This is a genomic window from Sphingobacterium sp. UBA5789 (genome assembly GCF_002418355.1).
Taxonomy (GTDB): Bacteria; Bacteroidota; Bacteroidia; order Sphingobacteriales; family Sphingobacteriaceae; genus Sphingobacterium.
On the sequence record NZ_DIDX01000003.1, the window covers coordinates 584,889 to 606,266 of the forward strand.

A 21,378-nucleotide genomic window follows, 5' to 3' on the forward strand; every position below is an offset into this window, starting at 1 on the left:
TTATTGGCAGATAAAATCTGTCTAAAGATTCTTTTCTTTAAGCCATGAAAACAAGGTCTCGTAAACTTTTGTCCTGACTTCTTTTCCGGAAAGAACAAGATCATGTACCCCATTTTCAACAGCCCTGATAGTAATATCTCCTGTCAGCTTTAAGGCATATTTGTGGATATCTTTAACTTCGAGTACAAGATCACTGCTGTTGACCTCCTGATTCCATACTTTTGGCTTTTTGCTTTGATGTGAATGCATAATCAGGGCAGGAATCGTAAGTGTTGCACCCTTGTGCAGTACTTTATGCGTCTTATGTATGGCTCTTATAAACCCTGCATAAGAGTAGGGATATTGTACAGGCTTCCAATTCAGATCAAAATCCCATTCACCTGAAAGATCCTTATGCAGACTTCCTGCATAATAACGGTTTAACCCGTTCGGAAGGCGAAGGTGGGGGAATACTTTAGCTATGCTGCTGGCAAAAGGTATTGCTATACGTTTAGACAAAGCATCTACATTAAAATCATAAAACGGGCTATTTGCCCATAGGCCTTTGATTAAGGAATGATGCGGATGACGAATTGCATAATAGGTAACTGTGAGTCCGCCCGTAGAATGACCAGATAAAATAACCGAACTATGCCCTTCATCAGCAATCAATTTCAGGGTCAGATCAATTTCTTCGTCATACTCACGTAAGTCTCTGACATTAAATAGTTTTTGATGAGGAAGATAAGAGCGTCCGTATTTTCGCAGATCCAAAGCATAGAAGTCATATCCGTGATGATTGAATCGCTCTGCCATCTCTTTTTGAAAGAAATAATCAATATAGCCGTGTATGTACAGTACAGCTTTTCGGGTGACAATTTCACTTTTTTTCCGAACGACCGTTGCCACAGCTTTTCCTTCGTAATCATCTTTGAGTCTCAGTGTAAGTTGTTCATAAGGACTTCCCAGAATGTCAGTCTGATAGATAGGTAATTGATCTTCCATATAGCAGTATTTAACCTAATTATACAATTTTAGCTTCATATGCGTATTCATTAACGGACTTCTACTCCGATGGTATTGTAATCTTCTAACAGGATACTATCCGGGTCGCATTCTGTTATCAGCATATGCAGAGATTTTGTCTTTGCTACATAATAATTATCTGTACTGTTCAGTTTATCTGACGTACAAAGACCAATCGTATTGGTGCTGTTAGCAATTATTTCCCGTTTCATTTCAGCGTCTTCCAGATCTTTACAATACAATTCATCAGGCGTGATACTGGATACACCAAAGAAGTAGTAATCTGCCCTGAATTTCTGGATATTCAGAAGAGTTTCGTTGCCATATGTCGCAAATGCTGTTTTAGAAAGACGACCGCCAAGAAACAATAGTTCGCATGTCGGGTGATCTTCCAGAACATTGGCCACCGGAAAACTATTTGTTATAATCGTAGCTCTGAGATCCTGTGGTAATATTTTAGCCAACTCCAAAGCGGATGTTCCTCCATCGAAAAAAAGAAGCTGATTGTGTTTGATCAGGGATAATGCTTTGCGGGCAATGACTTTCTTTTCCTCAATATCTCTTATTTCACGTTGTCTGTAATGATGCGGAATCTTCGACAGGGTTGTTGCACCTCCACGTACAGCTTTGAGAAGGCCCTGGCTGTCTAGTTCTTTGATATCTCTTCTTACAGTGTCTTCAGATGCTGTTATAACAGCTGACAGTTCAGCATAAGAGACAACTCCTCTTTTGTGAAGTTCATTTAATATGGTAGATAAGCGTTCCTGTTTTAGCATAAGCTAAAGTAGCATTTAAAATAATAAACAGCAAATATTTGCAATTTATTGCAAAATATTGCATATTGCAGCATGGAACAACAGAAAATAATTGCGCTTGATATGGATGGTGTACTGGCCGATAACCAAAAGCATTATCTCTCATATTATTATAATGAAACAGGAATCCGGCTGGATCCTTTATCCATGTTGGGAAAATCTGAGGGTTTGGGTTTGCCCGACGAAACAGCGATATACCGCTATCTGCATACTGAGGGCTTTTTCAGAACCCTACCTGTTGCTGAAGATGCGATAGAAATTGTTCGGGAGTTGCAGAACAGGTATAAAGTATATGTAGTGTCTGCAGCAATGGAATTTCCGCATTCACTTCGGGAAAAATTTGACTGGCTGGCGGAATATTTTCCTTTTATTTCCTGGAAAAATATTGTTTTCTGTGGTGATAAAAGCATGATTAAGACCGACTATCTTCTTGATGACCACATCAGTAATTTGCGTACTTTTCAGGGAAAGCCAGTCCTTTTTAATTCCTTTCATAATGTAAACGAACAAGGATATGAAAGACTGATGAACTGGAAAGAGGTAGGGGAATATTTTTTGAAGTAAGCAATAATTTGCTTGTGTAATCCTATTCGAACCGGAATTGCAGCACAATCTTTATGTGCTGCAATTCCTTATAGGTATCTGAAATTTATGCCTGAACTGAGAAAACCCTGTATTGATTTTTCAGGGCTGTTTATTTCTATTTAAAAGCTTCCGTTATAGCTTTACCTCTCCATGCCTGAGGTTGGTCAAGTCCCAATATCCAGGCTAAGGTAGCACCCGTATCATAGGTGATAATGGTGTTTTTGATTTCATGATTTACTTTCACACCCGGTCCGCTGATAATCCATGGGATCTCCACTTCATCCAGTGATTTTCCACCGTGGCCTTTATCTATTCCTCCATGATCTGATGTGATGAGTACAATAGTTTCGTTCGCTATACCTGCATCTTTTATTGCATTCAGTATCTTACCTATCCGTGCGTCTACTGTTTTCAGAATTTCATAATATTCAGCTGTGCGATGGCCTTTGGCATGTCCTGTATGATCCGGTTCATCAAAATGAATAAATGTAAACAGCGGTTTTATTGTTTTGATTGTTTCTATGGCATCGTTCACACATTTTTCTTCATCATCATTTGCGGGTAATACATGTGTAATTGCATCTTTTTCGATCAGGTAACCAATTCCCGGCCAGCTGTATACTGCTGCAGTGACAGCCTTTGGCTTTTGATCCCGGATTACACTGAAGATACTTGGAAACTGTTTGTATGCAGCAGTTGTGTATGCAGATGGAATCTCCGGCTTTTGACTTCCCCATTCTGTAAAACCATGTTGAGTAGGACCGGCACCCATCAGCATCGATGCCCAGTTAACAGCACTGGAAGAAGGAAGAACTGAGCGGGCATGCAGACTCCATGCGCCGGATGCCATTACTGATTTGACATTTGGCATATCTGCTTTAGGTAGGGCATATGCACCCAATCCATCACAGCCGATGACTACAATATGCTTTGCTTTTTTGATCTGTGCCTGCAGTGTAAATACACTTAAACAGATCACTGCACATAGAAATAATTTTTTCATTGGTTATTAGATTTACAAATTAGTCAAATATATTCTTTTGCTACGTAAATCGCTATATATGAGGTTTAAGCAATCGATTGTCCAACGGTTTTGTTATAAAAAAATAAGGCTGAGTTCTGTAGAGAACCCAGCCTTAATATTGTACTATGTTATATGTTTAACGTCTGTCTTATTAGTGTTTGAAGTGGCGTACACCTGTCGTCACCATTGCAAGGCCTTTTTCATTTGCCATATCAATAGACAGTTGGTCTTTGATCGATCCTCCCGGTTGTAATACCGCGGCAATACCAGCTTCTGCGGCAAGCTCTACGCAATCAGGGAAAGGGAAAAATGCATCTGAAGCCATTGACGATCCGTTAAGATCAAAACCAAATGATTTAGCTTTCTCGATCGCTTGTTTCAGGGCGTCTACGCGTGAAGTTTGCCCCACGCCTGAAGCTAACAGCTGACCGTCTTTTGCAAAAACAATAGTATTGGATTTGGTATGTTTCACAATTTTATTGGCAAAGTACAGGTCTTCCAACTGCTCTGCAGTAGGCTTAACATTCGTAACAGAAGTCATCTGATCCGGATTTTCTACCGTATTGTCTTTATCCTGCTGAATGACACCATTCAATAATGTTTTGAATTGTTGCTGAGGTAATTTCACATCCTTACGAACCAGAATGATACGGTTTTTCTTTGCTGTGAGGATAGCTTTCGCTTCTTCAGAGTAAGCAGGAGCAATCAATACCTCAAAGAAAAGATTGTTAATTTCTGTAGCTGTTTCTGCATCTACCTCACGATTTGTAATCAAAACACCTCCGAATGCGGAGACAGGATCACATGCCAGCGCATCTGTCCATGCTTGTTTTACAGTTGGACGTGAAGCCACACCACAGGCATTTGTATGTTTCAGGATCGCAAAAGTAGGTTCTTCAAATTCATCGATAATAGATACGGCAGCATCTACATCTACTAAATTATTGTATGAAAGTTCTTTACCGTTCAGCTTGTCAAACATCGCATCCAGGTTGCCATAGAAAACACCTTTCTGATGCGGATTTTCTCCGTAGCGTAATACCTGTGCTGCTTGTTCAGACTGTTTGAACACATCAAGAGGGTTCTCCTGATTGAAATAGTTAAAAATAGCTGTATCGTAATGAGACGATGTATTGAAAGCGCGTTTTGCAAATTCCTTACGTTGCTCAAGTGTCGTACTTCCTTCCTGAGTCGCTAATATATTTTCAAGTTCCTGATAATCATTTTTAGAAGACAGGATCACAACATCATTAAAGTTTTTCGCAGCAGCGCGGATCAATGAAATACCACCAATATCGATTTTTTCAATAATATCCTGTTCCTGAGCTCCGGAAGCAACTGTTTCTTCAAACGGATAAAGATCAACGATAACCAAATCAATTTCCGGAATTTCATATTGTTCCAGTTGTTTCTGGTCATCTTCCAACGGTCTTCTTGCCAGAATACCTCCGAATACTTTAGGGTGTAACGTTTTGACACGTCCGCCTAAAATAGAAGGGTAGCTGGTCAGATCTTCTACAGGTACAACACCGATACCTAAATCTTTGATAAATGCTTCGGTACCTCCGGTAGAGTAGAAGGTCACACCATGTTTGTGCAGCAGTTGAATGAGAGGCGCTAAATTGTCTTTGTAATATACAGACACTAAAGCATTTTTAATCTTTACAGGATGGCTCATTATTATTTTGTTTGGAAGCCGCAAAGATACAAAATAATACAGAATAGCCTAAGGCGTATTTTAGTAAATTATCAATTGTACTTTTTTAACAGGTTTTCAATCACTTTAGGGTAGTGAAGATGTTCCAGTTGCTGGCCTTTGAATTTTATAATTTCCAGCGTATCGCCGGATTCCACCTTAAATTTGGCCTGATAAATGACTTCACCTTCATCAAAATGCTCATTTACAAAATGAATAGTAATCCCGTGTTCGGATTCTTTGGCCTCGAGTATCGCTTTATGAACGCGATCCCCATACATTCCTTTGCCACCAAATTTAGGAAGCAAGGCCGGGTGGATATTGATGATCTTATTTGGAAAAGCTTTCAGTAAATTTTCCGGAACAAGCCACAGAAAACCAGCTAATACAATCAGATCGATATTCAGATTTTTCAGTAGTTTAACAATATCATCTGTTTGGAAAAAATCATGTCTGTCAAATACGTGAGAAGGAATCTCAAAGTTATCTGCACGTTGCAGTACATATGACTCGGGATTATTACTTAAGATCAATGCGACCTCGGCTGTATCTGAATATTTAAAATGCTCCATTATTTTCTGAGCATTAGAACCTGATCCTGAAGCAAAAATAGCGATACGTTTTTTCACAGACTTTCTTCCTTATTGATAACCATTAACTAAAACTAACCAAAAATACTTAAATTTTTCATTAAATTATTGTAAGATATGCGTTAAATGCAGAAATTGGAGCCAAATCTTACAATTAAATTGGACTTCTATCCCTTATGAGGAAACAAATACTTCTAAAGCTCTCATGTGTAATCTATTTAGTGAGCAGTGCATTTCAACAGACTGTCACGGCACAGCTTGCTACTTCGGGAATCAATCTTCGATCGTATATCATGAATATGGATATGCCTCGTCTCAATCTGCAGGTCAGCAATACCAAAGTGGTAGCTCCTGCTATCGAAATTGCGGTAACTGCGGTCGGAAGAGCTTCTGCAGAGGGAAAGAATGACGGACAGCGGCTGCCCTTGTTATACGATAGTTTTTGCCATCCCAGTGTCGTGTATGTGGACAACAAATGGAATGGATTCCGGTACTGGATGGCCATGTCTCCCTATTTCGGACAGACAAAGTCTGATCCCGGTTTTGAGAATCCTACTGTAGTCTGTTCCAATGACGGCATTCACTGGGAAGAGCCTAAGGGTATCCGCAATCCTATTGATATTCCGCCCGCAAAACCTTCACATGCATACTGGAGTGATCCGAAGTTGTATCTGGATGATAAAGGGCTGATGCATATCTTTTATAGAGGAGATGCTATGCCAAATGGTAAACTGGGCGTGCGGTTTGGCGATCATGAACGTGCAATTGTACACCGCTCTTCCCGTGATGGTGCCAACTGGTCTAAAGTATGGATGTTGTATTCTTCCGATTCTGAAGGTGTGGATGCTGCAAACCTGCTTTTGTCTCCGGCAATCTTTCAGGATCACACTGGTAAATATAACTGCTACGATGTGATCTACAGTTCGGCCAAACACCCTATAGGTCCTCAGGGCAATCAGACACATGCCTTTGTTCATAGGCGAACTTCTGCACAGATTGACTCTTTTGGCAAATTCAGTACGACACAACTGTGTAAATTTATCAACCGCCCCTGGGGTACGGGAATGGATCCCTGGCATCTGGATGCTTTTATGGTAGGACGTCTTTATTTTATGTTGGTAGATGTAGGCCGGGTCAATAATTATTATGGTAATGAACTGTATATTGCCTATAGTCAGGATGGTATTAATTTTAAAGTTATTAATACGCCTCTTTCGCCCAGCGGAGCTTATAAATCTGCGATGTATCCTATCAAAGCGGACGGCAACGAGATCCAGTTGGGACTATACAGAGCGGATAATAAAACTGGCGTAATATCATATGAAATAGTATCTTTAATGCACAAGGACTAAATATTATATAATGAAAAAACTGATTGTTATTTTACTGAGCGTCTATTTTACAAGCCATGCTGCAGCACAAAAAGCACCGGCCAGCATACCGGATTTTACTTTTTATTTATTACAGAATAATCAGCCATTCAAACAGGATAAACTTCCTTCATCAGGATATATTGTCTTCAATTATTATGATCCGGGCTGTGGGCATTGTCAGAAAATGGCTGCCGGAATCGCCAAAAACATTGATAAATTTTCGAAAACCCAGATTTATTTTGTGACCATTAATGATAAGCCTTATGTAGACGGGTTTATTGAAATGTATATTCCGGCATTAAAGAACAGGAAAAACGTAGTGTTTTTGCATGACAAGGATATTGAGTTTATCCCTAAATTTAATCCTACACAGTATCCATCGGTTTACGTGTATGATGCAAAGACCAGGAAGCTGATCAAGCACTTTGACGGGGAAGAGGATGCCCGTAAACTGGTTACTTATCTGAAATAAGATTTATAATGATTGGTTTCATCAGATCATGAAACCAATCATTTTTGACAGCTGAATGTTGTTAATTTTTCTGAGTCAGCAAATAATCTAAAATTTTCATAGCGTATTCATCTGTCTCAACAGCTGAATTGGACAATACAACCACTGCGGATTTTTCATCCGGAGCGATTCCGATAAACGAACGGCTTCCGTTGGTTCCGCCATTATGCCAGTAAAATGTGATGCCTTCCAGCATATTGATATGCCATGCCATCCCCAGATCGGTATCAGGAGGCAGGAAATAAGTGAACTGCTTGGTTTCCGCTATCGCTTTTTCAATGTCGGTCTCCGGCATCTTGAACTGAGTGCGTGCAAATTGAAGCATATCTGTAACAGTAGATTTTAAAGCCCCTGTACCGGCAAGTGCATTGAAATTCCAGACAGGTACCTGCTCACCTTTGCTGTTATAGACACTGACCAACTGATTGTTTTTTGGATCTACTTTATCTGTAGTCGCATTCAAACTGAGGGGTTTTGCAATGATATCCTGTATCAGTTGGTTGTATGTTTTTTTACTGATTACACTGATCAGCTCGCCTAATAATCCAAACCCTATATTGCTGTATTCAAATTTTTCACCGGGAGCTTGCTCTGCTTTGAAGGTTTTGAGATAGGCATAAAGTGCTTTACGGTCATATGCCTTATAGGGATCCAATTCGGTATAGCCTTTTACCGTTTCCAGATTGCCGGGCAATCGGGGCAAACCTGACGTATGGTTAGCTAAAGACCGGAAGGTGATTTTCTGAAGATCGGTATTGGTTTTCAGGGAATCCGGCAGATATTTTGTAATGGCGTCATCCAGAGAGATTGTATTTTTCAATACTAAATCTGCTAATAATGTCGCTGTAAATACCTTGGTGACGGAACCTATTTCATAAAGGGATGTTTCCGTTGGTAAAGTTGAATTTCCTTTTGTTGTTTCACCGAAAAAATAAGTCTTGACCTGATTATTTTTGATTACTCCAATAGTAAGTGATGCCGTGTTCGGCTTTTTAAGATATGCTTTCGCAATAGAATCCACATAAAAGTCAAGAGGGGATTCTTTAACTGATTTATCAGTTAGTATCGTATCCGTTTTTGTTTCCTCCTGTTTCTCTGCTTTTGGATAAGGTTTTATCAGAAAAGTATTGTAATGCAGACTCTTGTCGATAACCAGTAAAAGCTGCAGAGGACCATCAGCATAATCTAAGCGATAAGCACCGATTCCGCTGTCAAAACTTTCCAATGTAGCTGAACGGATGCGACCTTTCGGAAACACATTCTGAGTAAGTATAGATGCCAATCTGCTTTTGGGGATGGCTTTTTGAAAACTCTCATCTGCCATATTATAAATGGAATCTACCTGCTGATTGTTCAGAAAAAATTCAATTTTATTAAATACGGCTTTATTTTGCTGTTGTTGAGAACTTGTCTGTTGAGCTTTTAATGATAAAGCGATCAACAGACAAGACAGAGATATTATATATTTTGTCATTGCAGGACAAAATTAAGCAATGAAATGCTACATACCAATTAATTGTTTTAATCTGGCATAACCTGATTTGCTGACATTTATTTTGTCTCCTGAGATGAGTGTAGCAATGTAATTCTCTTTTTCCAGAGGTTCTATTTTTGATAACTGATCAACCCGGATCATGAAAGAACGATGTACACGGACAAAGTTTTTCGGATCCAGTTGCTTTTCAAAAGATGACATGGTTTTGTTTTTCAAAAACATTCCTTCTTTTGTGTGTATCTTCACATAATCGTCATATGCTTCCAGAAAAATAACCTGTTGTACCGGAATTATTTTGATTTGTGCACCATTCTTAACAACTATACGTTCCAGATTTTGCTCTTCTCCTTCCAGAGATTCTTTAATCTTAACAGGAGTGGCCGCCAGAGTAGACTGTTTGAATGCCGTGTTGAATTTGCTGACTGCCTGGTCAAACCTTGACTGGCTGATCGGTTTCAGCAGATAATCAATTGCATTTTTTTCAAAAGCCTTGATTGCAAATTCATCAAAAGCAGTGGTAAAAATGACTTGTGGCTGTTCGTCAATAATCTCCAATAGTTCAAAACCATTTAATTTAGGCATTTGAATATCCAGAAATATAAGATCGGGTTTGTGCTGCTGAATAGCCTTTATTCCCTCAAATCCATCATTACATTCTGCAACAACCGTATAGTCCGGATGTTGTTGTAAATAAGCTGAAATAATACTTCTGGCAAGGGGTTCGTCATCTATAATAATGGTCTTAATCATATTGAGGTATTTTTAGGGTTGATATAAAGCTCTTATCTTTTGTTTCGGTAAATAAAAGGTCTGTGCGACCGAAGATCAGGAACAACCTGCGTTGTACACTGCTTAATCCGAAGCCTGTACCTTTGGTGTTTTCATACTGATCATTTTCAATAGGGTTGGTGATTCTGATCCAAAGAAGATTATCTGCGTAGGAAACCTCGACTTTGATAAGGACATCTCCGGTAATGTTGTAAAGCCCGAATTTTATAGCATTTTCCAGCAAAGGCTGGATAATCATAGTGGGTAGCTTTGTTTCAGACAGCTCTTCAGGGAAATGAACTTCTGTATTCAGGCGATGACCAAAGCGTACTTTTTCAATGTCCAGATAGAGCTGCAGATGAGAGAGCTCGTCTTTTAGTGAGATCAGACTGAGATTGTCCTTTCTCATTGTTCCCCGCAGAAAGTCGGAAAGCTGAAAAGTCATTTCACGTGCTTTCTCAGGTTTAATACCAATCAGTGCTATAATGGAATTTAAACTATTGAATAAAAAATGGGGCTGCAACTGCTGTCTGAGATTATATAATTCGGCATCTCTGACCATCTTTTCAGATTCTTCCTTTCTTTTCTTATTTTCTTCATATTCTTCCTGAATATTCCATACGATCTGCAGAATGGCAATACAGAATAAAACAAGAAAATTGAGAATAACCCGGTAGGGGATACTAAAGTCAAAATAACTGATGTCTATCAAAGAGAAAATCTGCAGGAGAATAATGCGGCTTACGTAGAGCCCAAGGGCAACAACAATAAGACCGATTGCGGACAACCGAAGCATCTGACCTTTTCGAGGCAGGAAAAAATTAATGGTGCTGGATAGAATATAACAACACAAAGTGATGCTTAAGGCATTAATCCCGGCATCATACAACGCGATTTCTTTGGTTGTACCGCTCCATATCAACAGACCAAATACAACCAAAAAGTATAATATACAAATTGTCCATGCAGAGACATGGATCAGATAATTTTTATTTGCGGGTAACTTAAAAAATAACATTCTCGTCTGTATTATGCGTTTTTAAGTGTAATACCTCCAAATATTGTACTTCCGGTAATGTATATCTTCTTATTCGGATCCAGACCTATTCCGGAAGGAAACCGGCGGTCGTCGACATCACCCAATAAAGAGGAAATGTTGGAAGAAGCCTGCCAGTGGCTTGGAAGAATAATTTGTGTACTTCCGAATAACTGAAATACCTCTATCGCTATTGGTTGCTGCAGATCCGCCTGTAATAAATTGATTTCTACAGAACCGAATAAGTTGGAAACACGGCCTCCAAGAAATTTTTTGGATAACACCAGTTTTTTCATTGAACTGAATGCTGAGTTTACATTCAGGATATCTTCAGACTGTGGATTGAACCGGTCATAAGAAGATTGCCCCGTACTTTGGTACGAGGACTGAAAATTAGGATCTGTATTTTCGGTTTTACTTTCAGAAGAACAATTTGCAGCTGTTTCTTCTGATGAATCAACTACTCGTTTATCCCAGTCAAAGTCATCCTGACCCGGTGGTACCGGAGGCACAGGAGGTATGTAGTTTGAATTCTTTTTAGATATCAGGTAGTATCCAAGTATAATGATACCAAGTGGAAGTATTACTCGTCCGAAGGAAAGGTCTGTAATTTCTCTGAATAGAAAAAGCCCACCAATGATTAACAGGATAATAGAAGCCTTACGTTCAAATTTGGAATTGACACCTATAATAAGACCTACCACCACCAATATCATCGGCCAGCTAAACAACCAGTCCGGGAACAGATCTCCGATGTTAAGGTTTTTTAATAGTAATGCTAATCCAGTTATTATAATGATTGCTCCTATGGTATTACGGTTGTCGTTCGGCATGCGTGGGATATTCGGAGGCGTCGAGTTATTATTTGTCGTTTTCATTGTTTTATTTGTTTTACTATGTTTTTGATAGTTCAAATGTAGAGCTAATATAAGGAGAGCAAAACACTATTTAGGTTATTAGAATCAAAAAGTCGGTGAATATCGCTTTTTTATCGGTAAAATGTTTTCCAACCATTATTTGTCATAAAAAAAGCAATATTTTCCTATTTTGAGAAAAATAATAAGTTTTTTATTATTAAAATTTGGAGAAAAGAATATAATTATTATATATTTATGACGGAAAATGGAACTTAAACTTAAATAGTTAATAATGGGAGATTTTGAAAACAAAGAGCGCGAAGAGGTATTTTCAAAAAAAGTGAGAGCTGGAAAACGTACTTATTTTTTTGATGTAAAGGCAACTCGTTCAGACGATTATTACATTACCATCACAGAAAGTAAAAAACGTTTTGAAGACGGACAGTTTATCAAACACAAGATTTTCTTATATAAAGAAGATTTTGAAAAATTTGCTGAAGGATTAAAAGATGTTGTGGAATACATCAAGTCGAATCAGGATGTTGTTGAGAAACGTTACGAGCCTAATTTTGAAGATGCAGGTTATGCTGAGGGTAGCAAAATTGCTCAAAGAGACGACTTTTCATTCTAAGGTGTGCCTAGCCTAGAATAAGAGCCACTATTCCCATAGTGGCTTTTTTTATAAAGTTGTTACATCTGTTTGCTGAAAAGCAGATGTAATATGCTTATTTTCGAAGAACTTAAAAAATAACTTCAAACTTAATATGAATAAATATGCTGCCGGTTTTTTCGGCTTGTTTGTACTGTTCTATCAGCATAGTGATGCACAGACAAAACGTCTGAATTTTGAACAGTCATGGGGAAGACAGCTTTCTGTTACCAAACCAATTCCTTCCTTTTCCGGATGGGCAGACGGGACGCATTATCTGGAAGGTAATCCCAGAGATAAGCAAATGTTCCAGGTAGATGTCAGTACAGGAGAACGAAAAAGCTACACTGTTCCGACAAAATCAGGTACAACCGTAGAAGTGAAGGATAAAGATGTGCAGATCCGCTTTGCGGATGGTACAGTCAAAAAACTTACGAATTCTCCCGATATAGAAGAACAAAACCCAACCTTATCTCCGGATGGAAATTATGTCGCTTATACCAGAGCGAGTAATCTCTTTGCTGTCCAGGTGTCATCGGGTAAGGAGATTCAGTATACAACCGATGGTACTGATGTGATCTATAACGGTTATTCTTCATGGGTATATTATGAGGAAATATTGGGGAGATCTACTAATTATAAGGCTTTCTGGTGGTCTCCGGACAGTAAAAAGCTTGCCTTTATGCGGTTTGATGATACAGAGGTACCTATGTTTCCCATCTATGTATCCAAAGGTCAGCATGGATATCTGGAAAAGACACGCTATCCGAAAGCAGGAGATAAAAATCCTTTGGTAAAGGTTGGTGTTGTAAATACTGACGGAGGCGCTGTGGTCTGGGCCGACTTTAATGAGCAGGACGATCAGTATTTTGGCCAGCCTTACTGGGCATTTAACAGTGAAAATATTATGGTGCAGTGGATGAACCGTGAGCAGAATAATTTAAAATTCTATCAGGTAAACCCGCAGACTGGAGCGAAGAAAGAAATCTATGACGAGAAACAGCCTTCCTGGATAAATCTGGATCACGATGAGCGTATTACCTATTTGTCGGATAATAAGCATTATATTCTAAAATCCGACAAGACTGGCTGGGCGCATTATTACCTATATACATTAGATGGTAAGCTGATTAATGCTATTACCTCAGGAGACTGGCAGGTGACTTCTATTGCACACATTGATGAGAAAGCAAAGGTTCTGTATGTGAATGCGCGAAAAGAAAATTCAGCAACAGTAGATTTATACCGAGTAGATTTTTCAGGTAAAAACTTTAAGAGACTTACTTTCGGGGACTATACACACAATGTGTCTGTATCCCCTGATGGTAAATATTTTATAACTAATTATTCCAATATCAATACACCTAATAAAGTAGCGTTATTGCGTACGGATGGAAAACTGATTCGTGAGCTGGCAGACAGTAAGGGTGAAAGTTTTGCGGACTATAAAATTGGTAAGACAGAGTATCTGACTATACCTTCGGATGATGGTAAATATCAGCTTCCGGTTATTATTACTTATCCGACTGATTTCGACGAATCAAAATCTTATCCTGTTGTGATGAGCATCTACGGAGGGCCGGATGCCGGAACTGTCAAGAATACCTGGAAAGGAACTTCTAACCAGTATTGGGCTATTGAAGGGGTTATCCAAATCGCTGCGGATCACCGGGCTTCAGGTCATTTTGGTAAGCAAGGGGTTGCTCTTATGCACAGAAACCTAGGACATTGGGAGATGATAGATTATAGCACTGTAGCAAAATGGCTGAAGGCAAAACCCTGGGTCAAAAAAGATAAATTGCTGATCACAGGACATAGTTATGGTGGATATATGACTTGTATGGCGCTGACTAAAGGATCTGATTATTTTGATTACGGAATAGCAGGGGCTCCGGTGACCAGTTGGGAATTATATGATACCCATTATACCGAGCGCTGGATGGATACACCTCAGGATAATCCGGAAGGGTACAAGAGCGGATCTGTCCTGACTTACGCTGATAAATATAAGGGTGGTCTGCGTATTATGCATGGTGATCTGGATGATAATGTGCATCTTCAGAATACGATTCAGCTAGTGGACAAACTTACAGACAGAGACAAAGCGTTTGAGCTGATGATCTATCCGGGAAGCAGACATGGTTTTGAGGCATCAAAACGTAAATATGATTTTAATGAGCGCGTTCGCTTTTATTATCAGTATCTGTTAGAGAAGCCTGTTCCTCAGGATTTTAAATAGATTTTTATAATGCCCGAATAAGAAAAAGAGGTTTTGCTGTTTGTCAGTCAAAACCTCTTTTCATTTATAATTGTTAAAAACTGTTTTTTTTGGTAAAAACGGATGGAAGGAGTTGATGCACACGAAAATAAATCACATCTTTGCGGTAATTCTATGAGTTCAATGATACAATATTTAAAGGAAAGCACGTTTGCTGTAAATGAGGTGTTTGCAAAATCTGTAAACATTCTGAAAAATCATTATTTTTCGGTGGCAGGACTATGTTTTTTACTATTTGTCACTTCTAATTTGTCCAGTATGCTGGCCAGCTATATGAGCGAGTACAATATTGTTTTAAGTGGTTTCATGGCGTTGATTTTTATGATCTTTTATTTCGGGGTGAACCTTACCTTGTTTAAATATATCATGGAGATTATCGATAAAGAGGACGGAGCTAAGTTGTCTGTATCTATTCCGACTACAAAAGAGCTTCTTTACTTTTTTACGGCTATGTTGATCATATTGGGTGTCTCCATGGTTATTCTGCTTGTTATTTCAGTGGTTTGCTGGCCTTTAATCTATATCAAAAAAGAAGTCAGTACAATGGCTAGTGTATCTCTGATTGTTTCAGCTATACTAACGTTTCTGTTTATAATCCGGGTAGCTTTTTATCCGTTCTTTATTATGGACAAGCATGCCAGTTCATTCCGGTCCATCCGGTTGAGTTTTGCATTGACAAAAGGCAATGTGACTAAATTATTGCTGATTCTTTTTTGTTTTGCGATGCTCCATATTTTGCAGGTTTATTTCAATTTTGCAGGATATACATTTTTTTCCATATTTTTAAGCATCATCAATTCCTTTCTGGTTGTACCTTTATCCAGTATTGTGATTACGGTTGCCTACCGGAATATGATGACTGCTTATGCAGGCGGAGAGAATCCGGAGATTTTAAAGAATATTATTTAAGAAATTTAACAACCCTTGGAGTATAAAACAATAGCGGTACTCGGTTCGACAGGTAGTGTGGGTACACAGGCATTAGAGGTAGTCGAATCTTTTCCCGAACGATTAAAGGTGTCTGTACTTACCGCAGGATCAAATGCGGATCTACTTATCAAACAAGCCCTTCAGTTTCAACCCCGCGCTGTCGTTATAGTAGATGACAGTCAGTATCTTCGTGTCAAGGAAGCCCTTGTGGGTTATCCAATAGTTGTCAGATCAGGAGAAGCAGCGTTGGAAGAAGTGGTGCAGTATGAGGATATTGACATCGTATTGAATGCAATTGTCGGATCGGCGGGACTTCGTTCTACCGTACGTGCAATCCAGAGTGGAAAGGATATTGCTCTGGCTAATAAAGAGACACTTGTGGTGGCAGGAGAGCTGGTCATGGGGCTTGCCCGTAAGCATCAGGTACGTATGCTACCGGTGGATTCGGAGCATTCTGCGATTTTTCAGTGCCTTACAGGTGAAGAAGCCAATCCGATTGAAAAAATATATCTGACCGCTTCCGGAGGACCTTTCAGAGGTAAAGATCTGGATTTCTTATCTTCCGTGACAAAGCAGCAGGCTTTAAAGCATCCGAACTGGTCAATGGGTGCCAAGATTACTATTGATTCGGCCTCTTTAATGAATAAAGGGCTGGAAGTTATCGAGGCCAAATGGTTATTTGATCTGGATGCAGATCAGGTGGATGTCATTGTACACCCGCAGTCTATCGTCCATTCACTGGTGCAGTTTAGAGATGGTTCTATGAAGGCACAAATGGGCGTGCCGGATATGAAGTTGCCTATTCAGTATGCATTGACCTATCCTTCCAGATGGGAGAATAAATTTGAACGATTTGATTTTGCTAATTTTGCAAGTCTTACATTTGAACCTGCCGATACAAAAACATTTCGTAATTTGGCGATTGCTTATGAAGCATTGCGTCAGGGGGGCAACAGTGCTTGTGTCATGAATGCTGCAAATGAGATTGTGGTTGATGCTTTTCTGAAAGAAAAAGTATCGTTTCTGGGCATGAGTGAAGTGATAGAAAAAACATTGGGACGTGTGGAGCATGTAGCAACTCCTACATTGGAAGATTATTTATATGCCGATCAGGAGAGCAGAAGGATTGCTCAGGAGTTGATTTAAGAATTAATGTAAAAGATTAAAAAGTTAAATGGGAGTTTTAATAATGGTTGGACAGGTCGTCTTAGGCCTGTCAATTTTGATTGTATTGCACGAATTGGGGCATTTTTTAGCAGCACGTGCATTCGGTATTAAAGTAGAAAAGTTTTATTTGTTTTTTGATGCCTGGGGTGTCAAATTATTTAAATTCAATTATAAAGGTTGTGAGTACGGTATTGGATGGTTACCTCTCGGAGGATACGTGAAGATTGCCGGTATGATCGATGAGTCCATGGATACAGAGCAACTGAAGGGAGAACCTCAGCCCTGGGAGTTTCGTTCGAAACCAGCCTGGCAACGTCTTATCGTAATGCTAGGCGGAATTATTGTAAACATTGTAGTAGGAGTAGTGGTGTACTGGATGCTGGCTTTCAGTCAGGGTGAATCTAATTTCGATAACCAAAAGCTTGTAAATGGAGTTGTGCCGGGGATTATCGGTAAGCAGATCGGCATACAGACCGGAGACCGTATTGTTGCAATAGACGGTCAGAAAGTAGGTTTTTTCAAAGAGCTTCTGAGTTCAAAAGTACTGATGGGTAATACCAATCTGACAATTGAGCGTAACGGAGAGACAAAAGAAATTCATGTTCCGGCTGATATTCTGAATGCTGTAGCAGACCATAAAGCAAATGAATTCGTACAGATCCGTACCAAGATGACCGCCGTAGATAATGTGGTAAAAGGTTCGGAAGCGGCCAAAATGGGACTCGTAAAAGGAGATAGTGTGATTGCTGTAAATGAAGTGCCTGTTCGTTTCTTCGATGAATTCAAATCCATCTTAGAAAAAGATGCGGGTAAGCCTGTCATGTTGACTTTAATAAGAAAGGGACAGACGATTACAGTGAAAGGGCAGGTTGATAAGGACGGAACCTTAGGATTCAACCGTAACTACGATTACTCTCTTCCATTAGTTATTACAGAGTATAGTCTGGCGGAAGCATTTCCGGTAGGAGCAAAGCAGGCTTTTTCTGTTATCACAGATAATATTAAAGGATTCGGTAAGATCTTCCGAGGAGAAATCAGAGCTGATAAGGCGCTTTCAGGTCCTGTAGGTATTGCTACGTTATTTGGAACAGAAGTCGATTGGGTTCGTTTCTGGAGTCTGGTAGGAATGCTGTCAATGGCACTAGCTTTTATGAATCTACTTCCTATTCCTGCACTGGACGGGGGACATGTAATTTTCTTGCTTGTGGAAATGATTCAGGGCAAGCCATTGAGCGAAAAATTCCTTGAAAAGGCGCAAATGGTAGGTTTCTTTATCTTACTGGCTTTAATGATATTTGTGTTTGGAAATGATATTTTCAAACTCTTTAAATAAAGATTTTCAATAGATAAGCAGAAGGTCTTTCATTTGAAAGGCCTTCTTGCTTTTTAAAAGATATACTATGGACGGAACGAACAGAGCAGATATAAAACCAGGGATACTGGTTAATATTATTTTGAAAAAAGATCAACGTACGGGAGCATTGACAGAGGGTATTGTAAAAGATATTCTGACATCATCATCTTACCATTCCAGAGGTATCAAAGTACGTCTTACAGATGGTCAGGTAGGTCGAGTAGCAGAGATTATAGATGAAGATTAATGTGTGCGGAATAAAAGTGTTGAAAACTTCTTAAAATAATTATACTATTTTAATGAATAATATGTACCTTTGTCCCTCGTGAAAATTGAAGTAAATCTTTTCAAGGTGAGCGCAGAATTTATCAGTGTATTCATTGATCAATATGTCGATTAATTGCTATTTAGCCCGTTGAGGGCTTTTTTTGTGCCCTTGAATGATGAGAAGAAAGAGAAGCTTAAACATAAAATAATAAACGTTAATAATGACCAACTACAGCAAATTGCCTGCAATTTTAGTTTTAGAAGACGGTACCGTGTATCATGGTAAAGCTGCTGGGAAAATTGGAACAACTACAGGAGAGATCTGTTTCAATACCGGCACTACTGGTTATCAGGAAATTTTTACCGATCCTTCTTATTTTGGACAGATTATGGTAACGACCAATGCTCATATCGGGAATTACGGTATTGCCAATGAAGAATCTGAATCTAATCAAATCCAAATCGCAGGATTGGTGTGTAAGAACTATAATATCAACTATAGCCGCAAGATGGCTGATACTTCTATTCAAAACTACTTTGAAGAGGAGAATCTTGTTGGTATTTCAGATATCGATACCCGTTCATTAGTCCGTCATATTCGCAGTAAAGGTGCAATGAATGCGATTATATCTTCCGAAAATCTGGATGTAGAGTCTTTGAAAGCACAACTGGCACAGGTTCCTTCGATGGATGGACTGGAGTTGTCTTCAAAGGTTTCGACCAAAGAACCTTATTTTTATGGGGATGAAGATGCTTCGACACGCATCGCTGTTCTGGATCTGGGTATAAAACGTAATATTTTGAGAAACTTTGACGCACGTCAGGTGTATGCAAAAGTTTTTCCGGCAAAGACAACATTTGCAGAAATGGAAGCATGGGGAGCTGATGGTTACTTTATCTCTAATGGCCCTGGCGATCCGTCTGCAATGCCTTATGCGATTGATACCGTTAAAGAGATTATTGCTGCTGAAAAACCAATGTTCGGAATTTGTTTAGGACATCAGATATTAGCTTTAGCGAATGGTATCCGTACCAGCAAAATGCACAATGGCCACAGAGGTATTAATCACCCTGTCAAAAATATTATTGCAAACAGATGTGAGATTACTTCCCAAAACCATGGTTTTGGTGTGGTAGCAGAAGATATTGAAAAATCAGAAAAGGTCGAGATAACGCATGTCAACCTAAATGATGGTTCTATAGAAGGTATCCGTGTCAAAGGTAAGAAAGCATTTTCGGTGCAGTATCACCCGGAATCATCTCCGGGTCCGCACGATTCGAGATATTTATTCGACGATTTCGTTGCTTTGATCAAAAAATAAAACGCTGTATAACAGTTAGAAAGGGTTGAATTGAAAATATTCAACCCTTTTTTATTATTCTGCTGTAGCGTAAAGCCAGTTTGTCCCGTTAGGAGTATACAATCATATTTAGGTTTATGATTTGAATGGTAATCAATGTTTAGCAAGACAGCCCTCCTGTCTTGCTTTTTTTATTTAAATCTCTCCCAAATAATTTTCTAAGAAGCATATTTTAGTTATATTTGGTTGTATATAAATGATAAAGCATAAAAAGTGTACTTTATACACTTAGTGCTGATTTTTATTTGAAGATAATCATACAACCAGAAAAAAATAACAATGAGTTTAATTATTGATGTTAGAGCGCGTCAGATTTTGGATTCGCGCGGAAATCCTACAATTGAAGTAGATGTAACTACACAAAATGGTTTTACTGGTCGTGCTGCTGTACCTTCGGGTGCTTCTACCGGTGCGCATGAAGCTGTAGAATTGCGTGATGGCGATAAGAAAAAATACTTAGGTAAAGGTGTTCTTAAAGCTGTTGAAAACGTAAACACTAAGATTGCGAAAGCCTTGGAAGGTGTAGATGTATTCGAGCAGAATGCAATCGACAAGTTAATGATTGATCTTGACGGAACAGAGAATAAAGGTAAACTGGGAGCTAATGCTATCCTTGGTGTTTCTCTGGCTGTAGCTAAAGCTGCTGCACAGGAAAGCGGACAACCTCTTTACCGTTATGTAGGTGGTGTCAATGCAAATACATTGCCTATCCCGATGATGAATATCATCAACGGTGGTTCTCACTCTGATGCTCCTATTGCTTTTCAGGAATTTATGATTATGCCGGTTGGTGCGCCTTCATTCTCTGAAGCTTTGCGTTGGGGAACGGAAGTATTCCACAATTTGAAGAAAATTCTTCACGACAGAGGATTATCTACTGCTGTAGGTGATGAAGGTGGTTTTGCTCCTACATTTGAAGGTACTGAAGATGCTATAGAGACGGTATTAAAAGCGATTTCTGCTGCAGGTTACAAACCAGGTAAAGATATCTGTTTAGCTTTAGACTGTGCTTCTTCTGAGTTCTTCAAAAGCAACAAATACGATTATACAAAATTTGAAGGTTCTAAAGGTGCTGTACGTACTATCGAACAACAAGTAGATTACCTTGCTGAATTGACAGAGAAGTATCCTATTATCTCTATTGAAGATGGTATGGCTGAGGATGACTGGAAAGGATGGAAATTGTTAACAGATAAAATCGGTGACCGTGTTCAGCTGGTTGGTGATGATTTGTTCGTAACCAATACTAAACGTCTTCAACAAGGTATCGATCAGCATACTGGTAATTCTATCCTTGTAAAAGTGAACCAGATCGGATCGTTAACAGAGACTATCAATGCGGTATCTCTTGCTCAGACCAGCGGATATACTTCTGTAATGTCTCACCGTTCAGGAGAAACTGAAGATACAACTATTGCAGATTTAGCAGTTGCGTTAAATTGTGGCCAGATTAAGACAGGTTCAGCTTCACGTTCTGACAGGATCGCAAAATACAATCAATTGTTGCGTATCGAAGAAGAATTGGGTGCAAATGCCCGTTTCATTGGTAAAGATTTCAAATACGCAATCAAGAAAAAATAAACATTAACAGCAATGTTAATATAGAAAGAGACTATT

At 39.1% G+C, this 21,378-nt stretch carries 20 protein-coding genes; 11 read left to right on the forward strand and 9 right to left on the reverse strand.

What is annotated here, in order from left to right; all coding sequences use genetic code 11:
* Window positions 1-21 precede the first annotated feature (21 nt).
* Together B4B65_RS08845 and B4B65_RS08850 are read right to left on the reverse strand one after the other, a co-directional pair.
* Complete coding sequence (locus B4B65_RS08845; RefSeq protein WP_293915160.1) at window positions 22-984, reverse strand: alpha/beta hydrolase; 963 nt, start codon at window positions 982-984, stop codon at window positions 22-24.
* Window positions 985-1,034: 50 nt separating this feature from the next.
* Window positions 1,035-1,781: a DeoR/GlpR family DNA-binding transcription regulator gene (locus B4B65_RS08850; RefSeq protein WP_293915162.1), complete on the reverse strand. Its 747-nt coding sequence runs from the start codon at window positions 1,779-1,781 to the stop codon at window positions 1,035-1,037.
* Between the two features lie 72 nt (window positions 1,782-1,853).
* Here B4B65_RS08850 and B4B65_RS08855 point away from each other — a divergent pair, with 72 nt between their 5' ends.
* Window positions 1,854-2,384: a 5' nucleotidase, NT5C type gene (locus tag B4B65_RS08855; protein ID WP_293915164.1), complete on the forward strand. Its 531-nt coding sequence runs from the start codon at window positions 1,854-1,856 to the stop codon at window positions 2,382-2,384.
* Between the two features lie 136 nt (window positions 2,385-2,520).
* Here B4B65_RS08855 and B4B65_RS08860 read toward each other — a convergent pair whose 3' ends face one another.
* The 3 genes from B4B65_RS08860 to purN all read right to left on the reverse strand — a co-directional run bounded on the left by B4B65_RS08860 (window position 2,521) and on the right by purN (window position 5,754).
* Window positions 2,521-3,408 (reverse strand): alkaline phosphatase, encoded by an 888-nt coding sequence (locus tag B4B65_RS08860; protein WP_293915166.1) that lies wholly within the window; start codon window positions 3,406-3,408, stop codon window positions 2,521-2,523.
* Between the two features lie 172 nt (window positions 3,409-3,580).
* Entirely contained in the window at window positions 3,581-5,107 is a 1,527-nt protein-coding gene (gene purH, locus B4B65_RS08865; RefSeq protein ID WP_293915168.1) for a bifunctional phosphoribosylaminoimidazolecarboxamide formyltransferase/IMP cyclohydrolase, read from the reverse strand.
* A gap of 71 nt (window positions 5,108-5,178) precedes the next feature.
* Complete coding sequence (purN, locus tag B4B65_RS08870) at window positions 5,179-5,754, reverse strand: phosphoribosylglycinamide formyltransferase (RefSeq protein ID WP_002993695.1); 576 nt, start codon at window positions 5,752-5,754, stop codon at window positions 5,179-5,181.
* A gap of 137 nt (window positions 5,755-5,891) precedes the next feature.
* On the opposite strand from purN, the gene B4B65_RS08875 reads away from it, so the two are divergent.
* Together B4B65_RS08875 and B4B65_RS08880 are read left to right on the forward strand one after the other, a co-directional pair.
* Window positions 5,892-7,067, forward strand: coding sequence for a hypothetical protein (locus B4B65_RS08875; RefSeq protein WP_201680050.1), 1,176 nt, complete (start codon window positions 5,892-5,894; stop codon window positions 7,065-7,067).
* Between the two features lie 10 nt (window positions 7,068-7,077).
* Complete coding sequence (locus tag B4B65_RS08880; protein WP_293915172.1) at window positions 7,078-7,560, forward strand: peroxiredoxin family protein; 483 nt, start codon at window positions 7,078-7,080, stop codon at window positions 7,558-7,560.
* Between the two features lie 61 nt (window positions 7,561-7,621).
* Here the strand turns inward: B4B65_RS08880 and B4B65_RS08885 are convergent, their stop codons facing one another.
* The 4 genes from B4B65_RS08885 to B4B65_RS08900 are packed head-to-tail and all read right to left on the reverse strand — an operon-like array spanning window position 7,622 to window position 11,776.
* Window positions 7,622-9,073, reverse strand: coding sequence for a serine hydrolase (locus B4B65_RS08885; protein WP_293915174.1), 1,452 nt, complete (start codon window positions 9,071-9,073; stop codon window positions 7,622-7,624).
* A gap of 27 nt (window positions 9,074-9,100) precedes the next feature.
* The gene (locus tag B4B65_RS08890) at window positions 9,101-9,844 is read right to left on the reverse strand and encodes a LytR/AlgR family response regulator transcription factor (protein ID WP_201680047.1); all 744 of its coding nucleotides are present in this window, start codon (window positions 9,842-9,844) and stop codon (window positions 9,101-9,103) included.
* Window positions 9,837-10,880, reverse strand: a complete 1,044-nt coding sequence (locus B4B65_RS08895) for a sensor histidine kinase (RefSeq protein WP_002993709.1) — start codon at window positions 10,878-10,880, stop codon at window positions 9,837-9,839. The genes B4B65_RS08890 and B4B65_RS08895 overlap by 8 nt, the downstream gene beginning before the upstream one ends.
* Before the next feature lie 11 nt (window positions 10,881-10,891).
* A complete protein-coding gene (locus tag B4B65_RS08900; protein WP_293915179.1) occupies window positions 10,892-11,776 on the reverse strand; it encodes a LiaF transmembrane domain-containing protein in 885 nt (294 codons plus the stop codon).
* A gap of 271 nt (window positions 11,777-12,047) precedes the next feature.
* Between B4B65_RS08900 and B4B65_RS08905 the strand changes: the two genes are divergently transcribed.
* From B4B65_RS08905 to eno, 8 genes are all read left to right on the forward strand, one after another.
* Entirely contained in the window at window positions 12,048-12,386 is a 339-nt protein-coding gene (locus B4B65_RS08905; protein ID WP_002993713.1) for a DUF3276 family protein, read from the forward strand.
* Window positions 12,387-12,519: 133 nt separating this feature from the next.
* The gene (locus B4B65_RS08910; protein ID WP_293915182.1) at window positions 12,520-14,643 is read left to right on the forward strand and encodes a S9 family peptidase; all 2,124 of its coding nucleotides are present in this window, start codon (window positions 12,520-12,522) and stop codon (window positions 14,641-14,643) included.
* Window positions 14,644-14,796: 153 nt separating this feature from the next.
* Window positions 14,797-15,591, forward strand: coding sequence for a beta-carotene 15,15'-monooxygenase (locus B4B65_RS08915; RefSeq protein ID WP_293915184.1), 795 nt, complete (start codon window positions 14,797-14,799; stop codon window positions 15,589-15,591).
* Between the two features lie 15 nt (window positions 15,592-15,606).
* Entirely contained in the window at window positions 15,607-16,758 is a 1,152-nt protein-coding gene (locus tag B4B65_RS08920; protein WP_293915186.1) for a 1-deoxy-D-xylulose-5-phosphate reductoisomerase, read from the forward strand.
* A gap of 28 nt (window positions 16,759-16,786) precedes the next feature.
* Window positions 16,787-18,112 carry an RIP metalloprotease RseP gene (gene rseP, locus B4B65_RS08925; protein ID WP_293915188.1) on the forward strand — a complete coding sequence of 442 codons (1,326 nt, stop codon included), beginning with the start codon at window positions 16,787-16,789 and terminating at the stop codon, window positions 18,110-18,112.
* A gap of 67 nt (window positions 18,113-18,179) precedes the next feature.
* Window positions 18,180-18,380 (forward strand): YwbE family protein, encoded by a 201-nt coding sequence (locus tag B4B65_RS08930; protein WP_002993725.1) that lies wholly within the window; start codon window positions 18,180-18,182, stop codon window positions 18,378-18,380.
* Between the two features lie 241 nt (window positions 18,381-18,621).
* The gene (gene carA / locus B4B65_RS08935) at window positions 18,622-19,722 is read left to right on the forward strand and encodes a glutamine-hydrolyzing carbamoyl-phosphate synthase small subunit (protein WP_201680042.1); all 1,101 of its coding nucleotides are present in this window, start codon (window positions 18,622-18,624) and stop codon (window positions 19,720-19,722) included.
* A gap of 318 nt (window positions 19,723-20,040) precedes the next feature.
* Window positions 20,041-21,342, forward strand: coding sequence for a phosphopyruvate hydratase (gene eno, locus B4B65_RS08940; protein WP_201680041.1), 1,302 nt, complete (start codon window positions 20,041-20,043; stop codon window positions 21,340-21,342).
* Window positions 21,343-21,378: the final 36 nt, after the last annotated feature.

Bases quoted from the DNA above. Each gene is read 5' to 3' on its own strand.
- B4B65_RS08845 (WP_293915160.1), bottom strand. From the start codon at position 984: ATGGAAGATCAATTACCTATCTATCAGACTGACATTCTGGGAAGTCCT.
- B4B65_RS08850 (WP_293915162.1), bottom strand. From the start codon at position 1,781: ATGCTAAAACAGGAACGCTTATCTACCATATTAAATGAACTTCACAAA.
- B4B65_RS08855 (WP_293915164.1), top strand. From the start codon at position 1,854: ATGGAACAACAGAAAATAATTGCGCTTGATATGGATGGTGTACTGGCC.
- B4B65_RS08860 (WP_293915166.1), bottom strand. From the start codon at position 3,408: ATGAAAAAATTATTTCTATGTGCAGTGATCTGTTTAAGTGTATTTACA.
- purH (WP_293915168.1), bottom strand. From the start codon at position 5,107: ATGAGCCATCCTGTAAAGATTAAAAATGCTTTAGTGTCTGTATATTAC.
- B4B65_RS08875 (WP_201680050.1), top strand. From the start codon at position 5,892: ATGAGGAAACAAATACTTCTAAAGCTCTCATGTGTAATCTATTTAGTG.
- B4B65_RS08880 (WP_293915172.1), top strand. From the start codon at position 7,078: ATGAAAAAACTGATTGTTATTTTACTGAGCGTCTATTTTACAAGCCAT.
- B4B65_RS08885 (WP_293915174.1), bottom strand. From the start codon at position 9,073: ATGACAAAATATATAATATCTCTGTCTTGTCTGTTGATCGCTTTATCA.
- B4B65_RS08890 (WP_201680047.1), bottom strand. From the start codon at position 9,844: ATGATTAAGACCATTATTATAGATGACGAACCCCTTGCCAGAAGTATT.
- B4B65_RS08895 (WP_002993709.1), bottom strand. From the start codon at position 10,880: ATGTTATTTTTTAAGTTACCCGCAAATAAAAATTATCTGATCCATGTC.
- B4B65_RS08900 (WP_293915179.1), bottom strand. From the start codon at position 11,776: ATGAAAACGACAAATAATAACTCGACGCCTCCGAATATCCCACGCATG.
- B4B65_RS08905 (WP_002993713.1), top strand. From the start codon at position 12,048: ATGGGAGATTTTGAAAACAAAGAGCGCGAAGAGGTATTTTCAAAAAAA.
- B4B65_RS08910 (WP_293915182.1), top strand. From the start codon at position 12,520: ATGAATAAATATGCTGCCGGTTTTTTCGGCTTGTTTGTACTGTTCTAT.
- B4B65_RS08915 (WP_293915184.1), top strand. From the start codon at position 14,797: ATGAGTTCAATGATACAATATTTAAAGGAAAGCACGTTTGCTGTAAAT.
- rseP (WP_293915188.1), top strand. From the start codon at position 16,787: ATGGGAGTTTTAATAATGGTTGGACAGGTCGTCTTAGGCCTGTCAATT.
- B4B65_RS08930 (WP_002993725.1), top strand. From the start codon at position 18,180: ATGGACGGAACGAACAGAGCAGATATAAAACCAGGGATACTGGTTAAT.
- carA (WP_201680042.1), top strand. From the start codon at position 18,622: ATGACCAACTACAGCAAATTGCCTGCAATTTTAGTTTTAGAAGACGGT.
- eno (WP_201680041.1), top strand. From the start codon at position 20,041: ATGAGTTTAATTATTGATGTTAGAGCGCGTCAGATTTTGGATTCGCGC.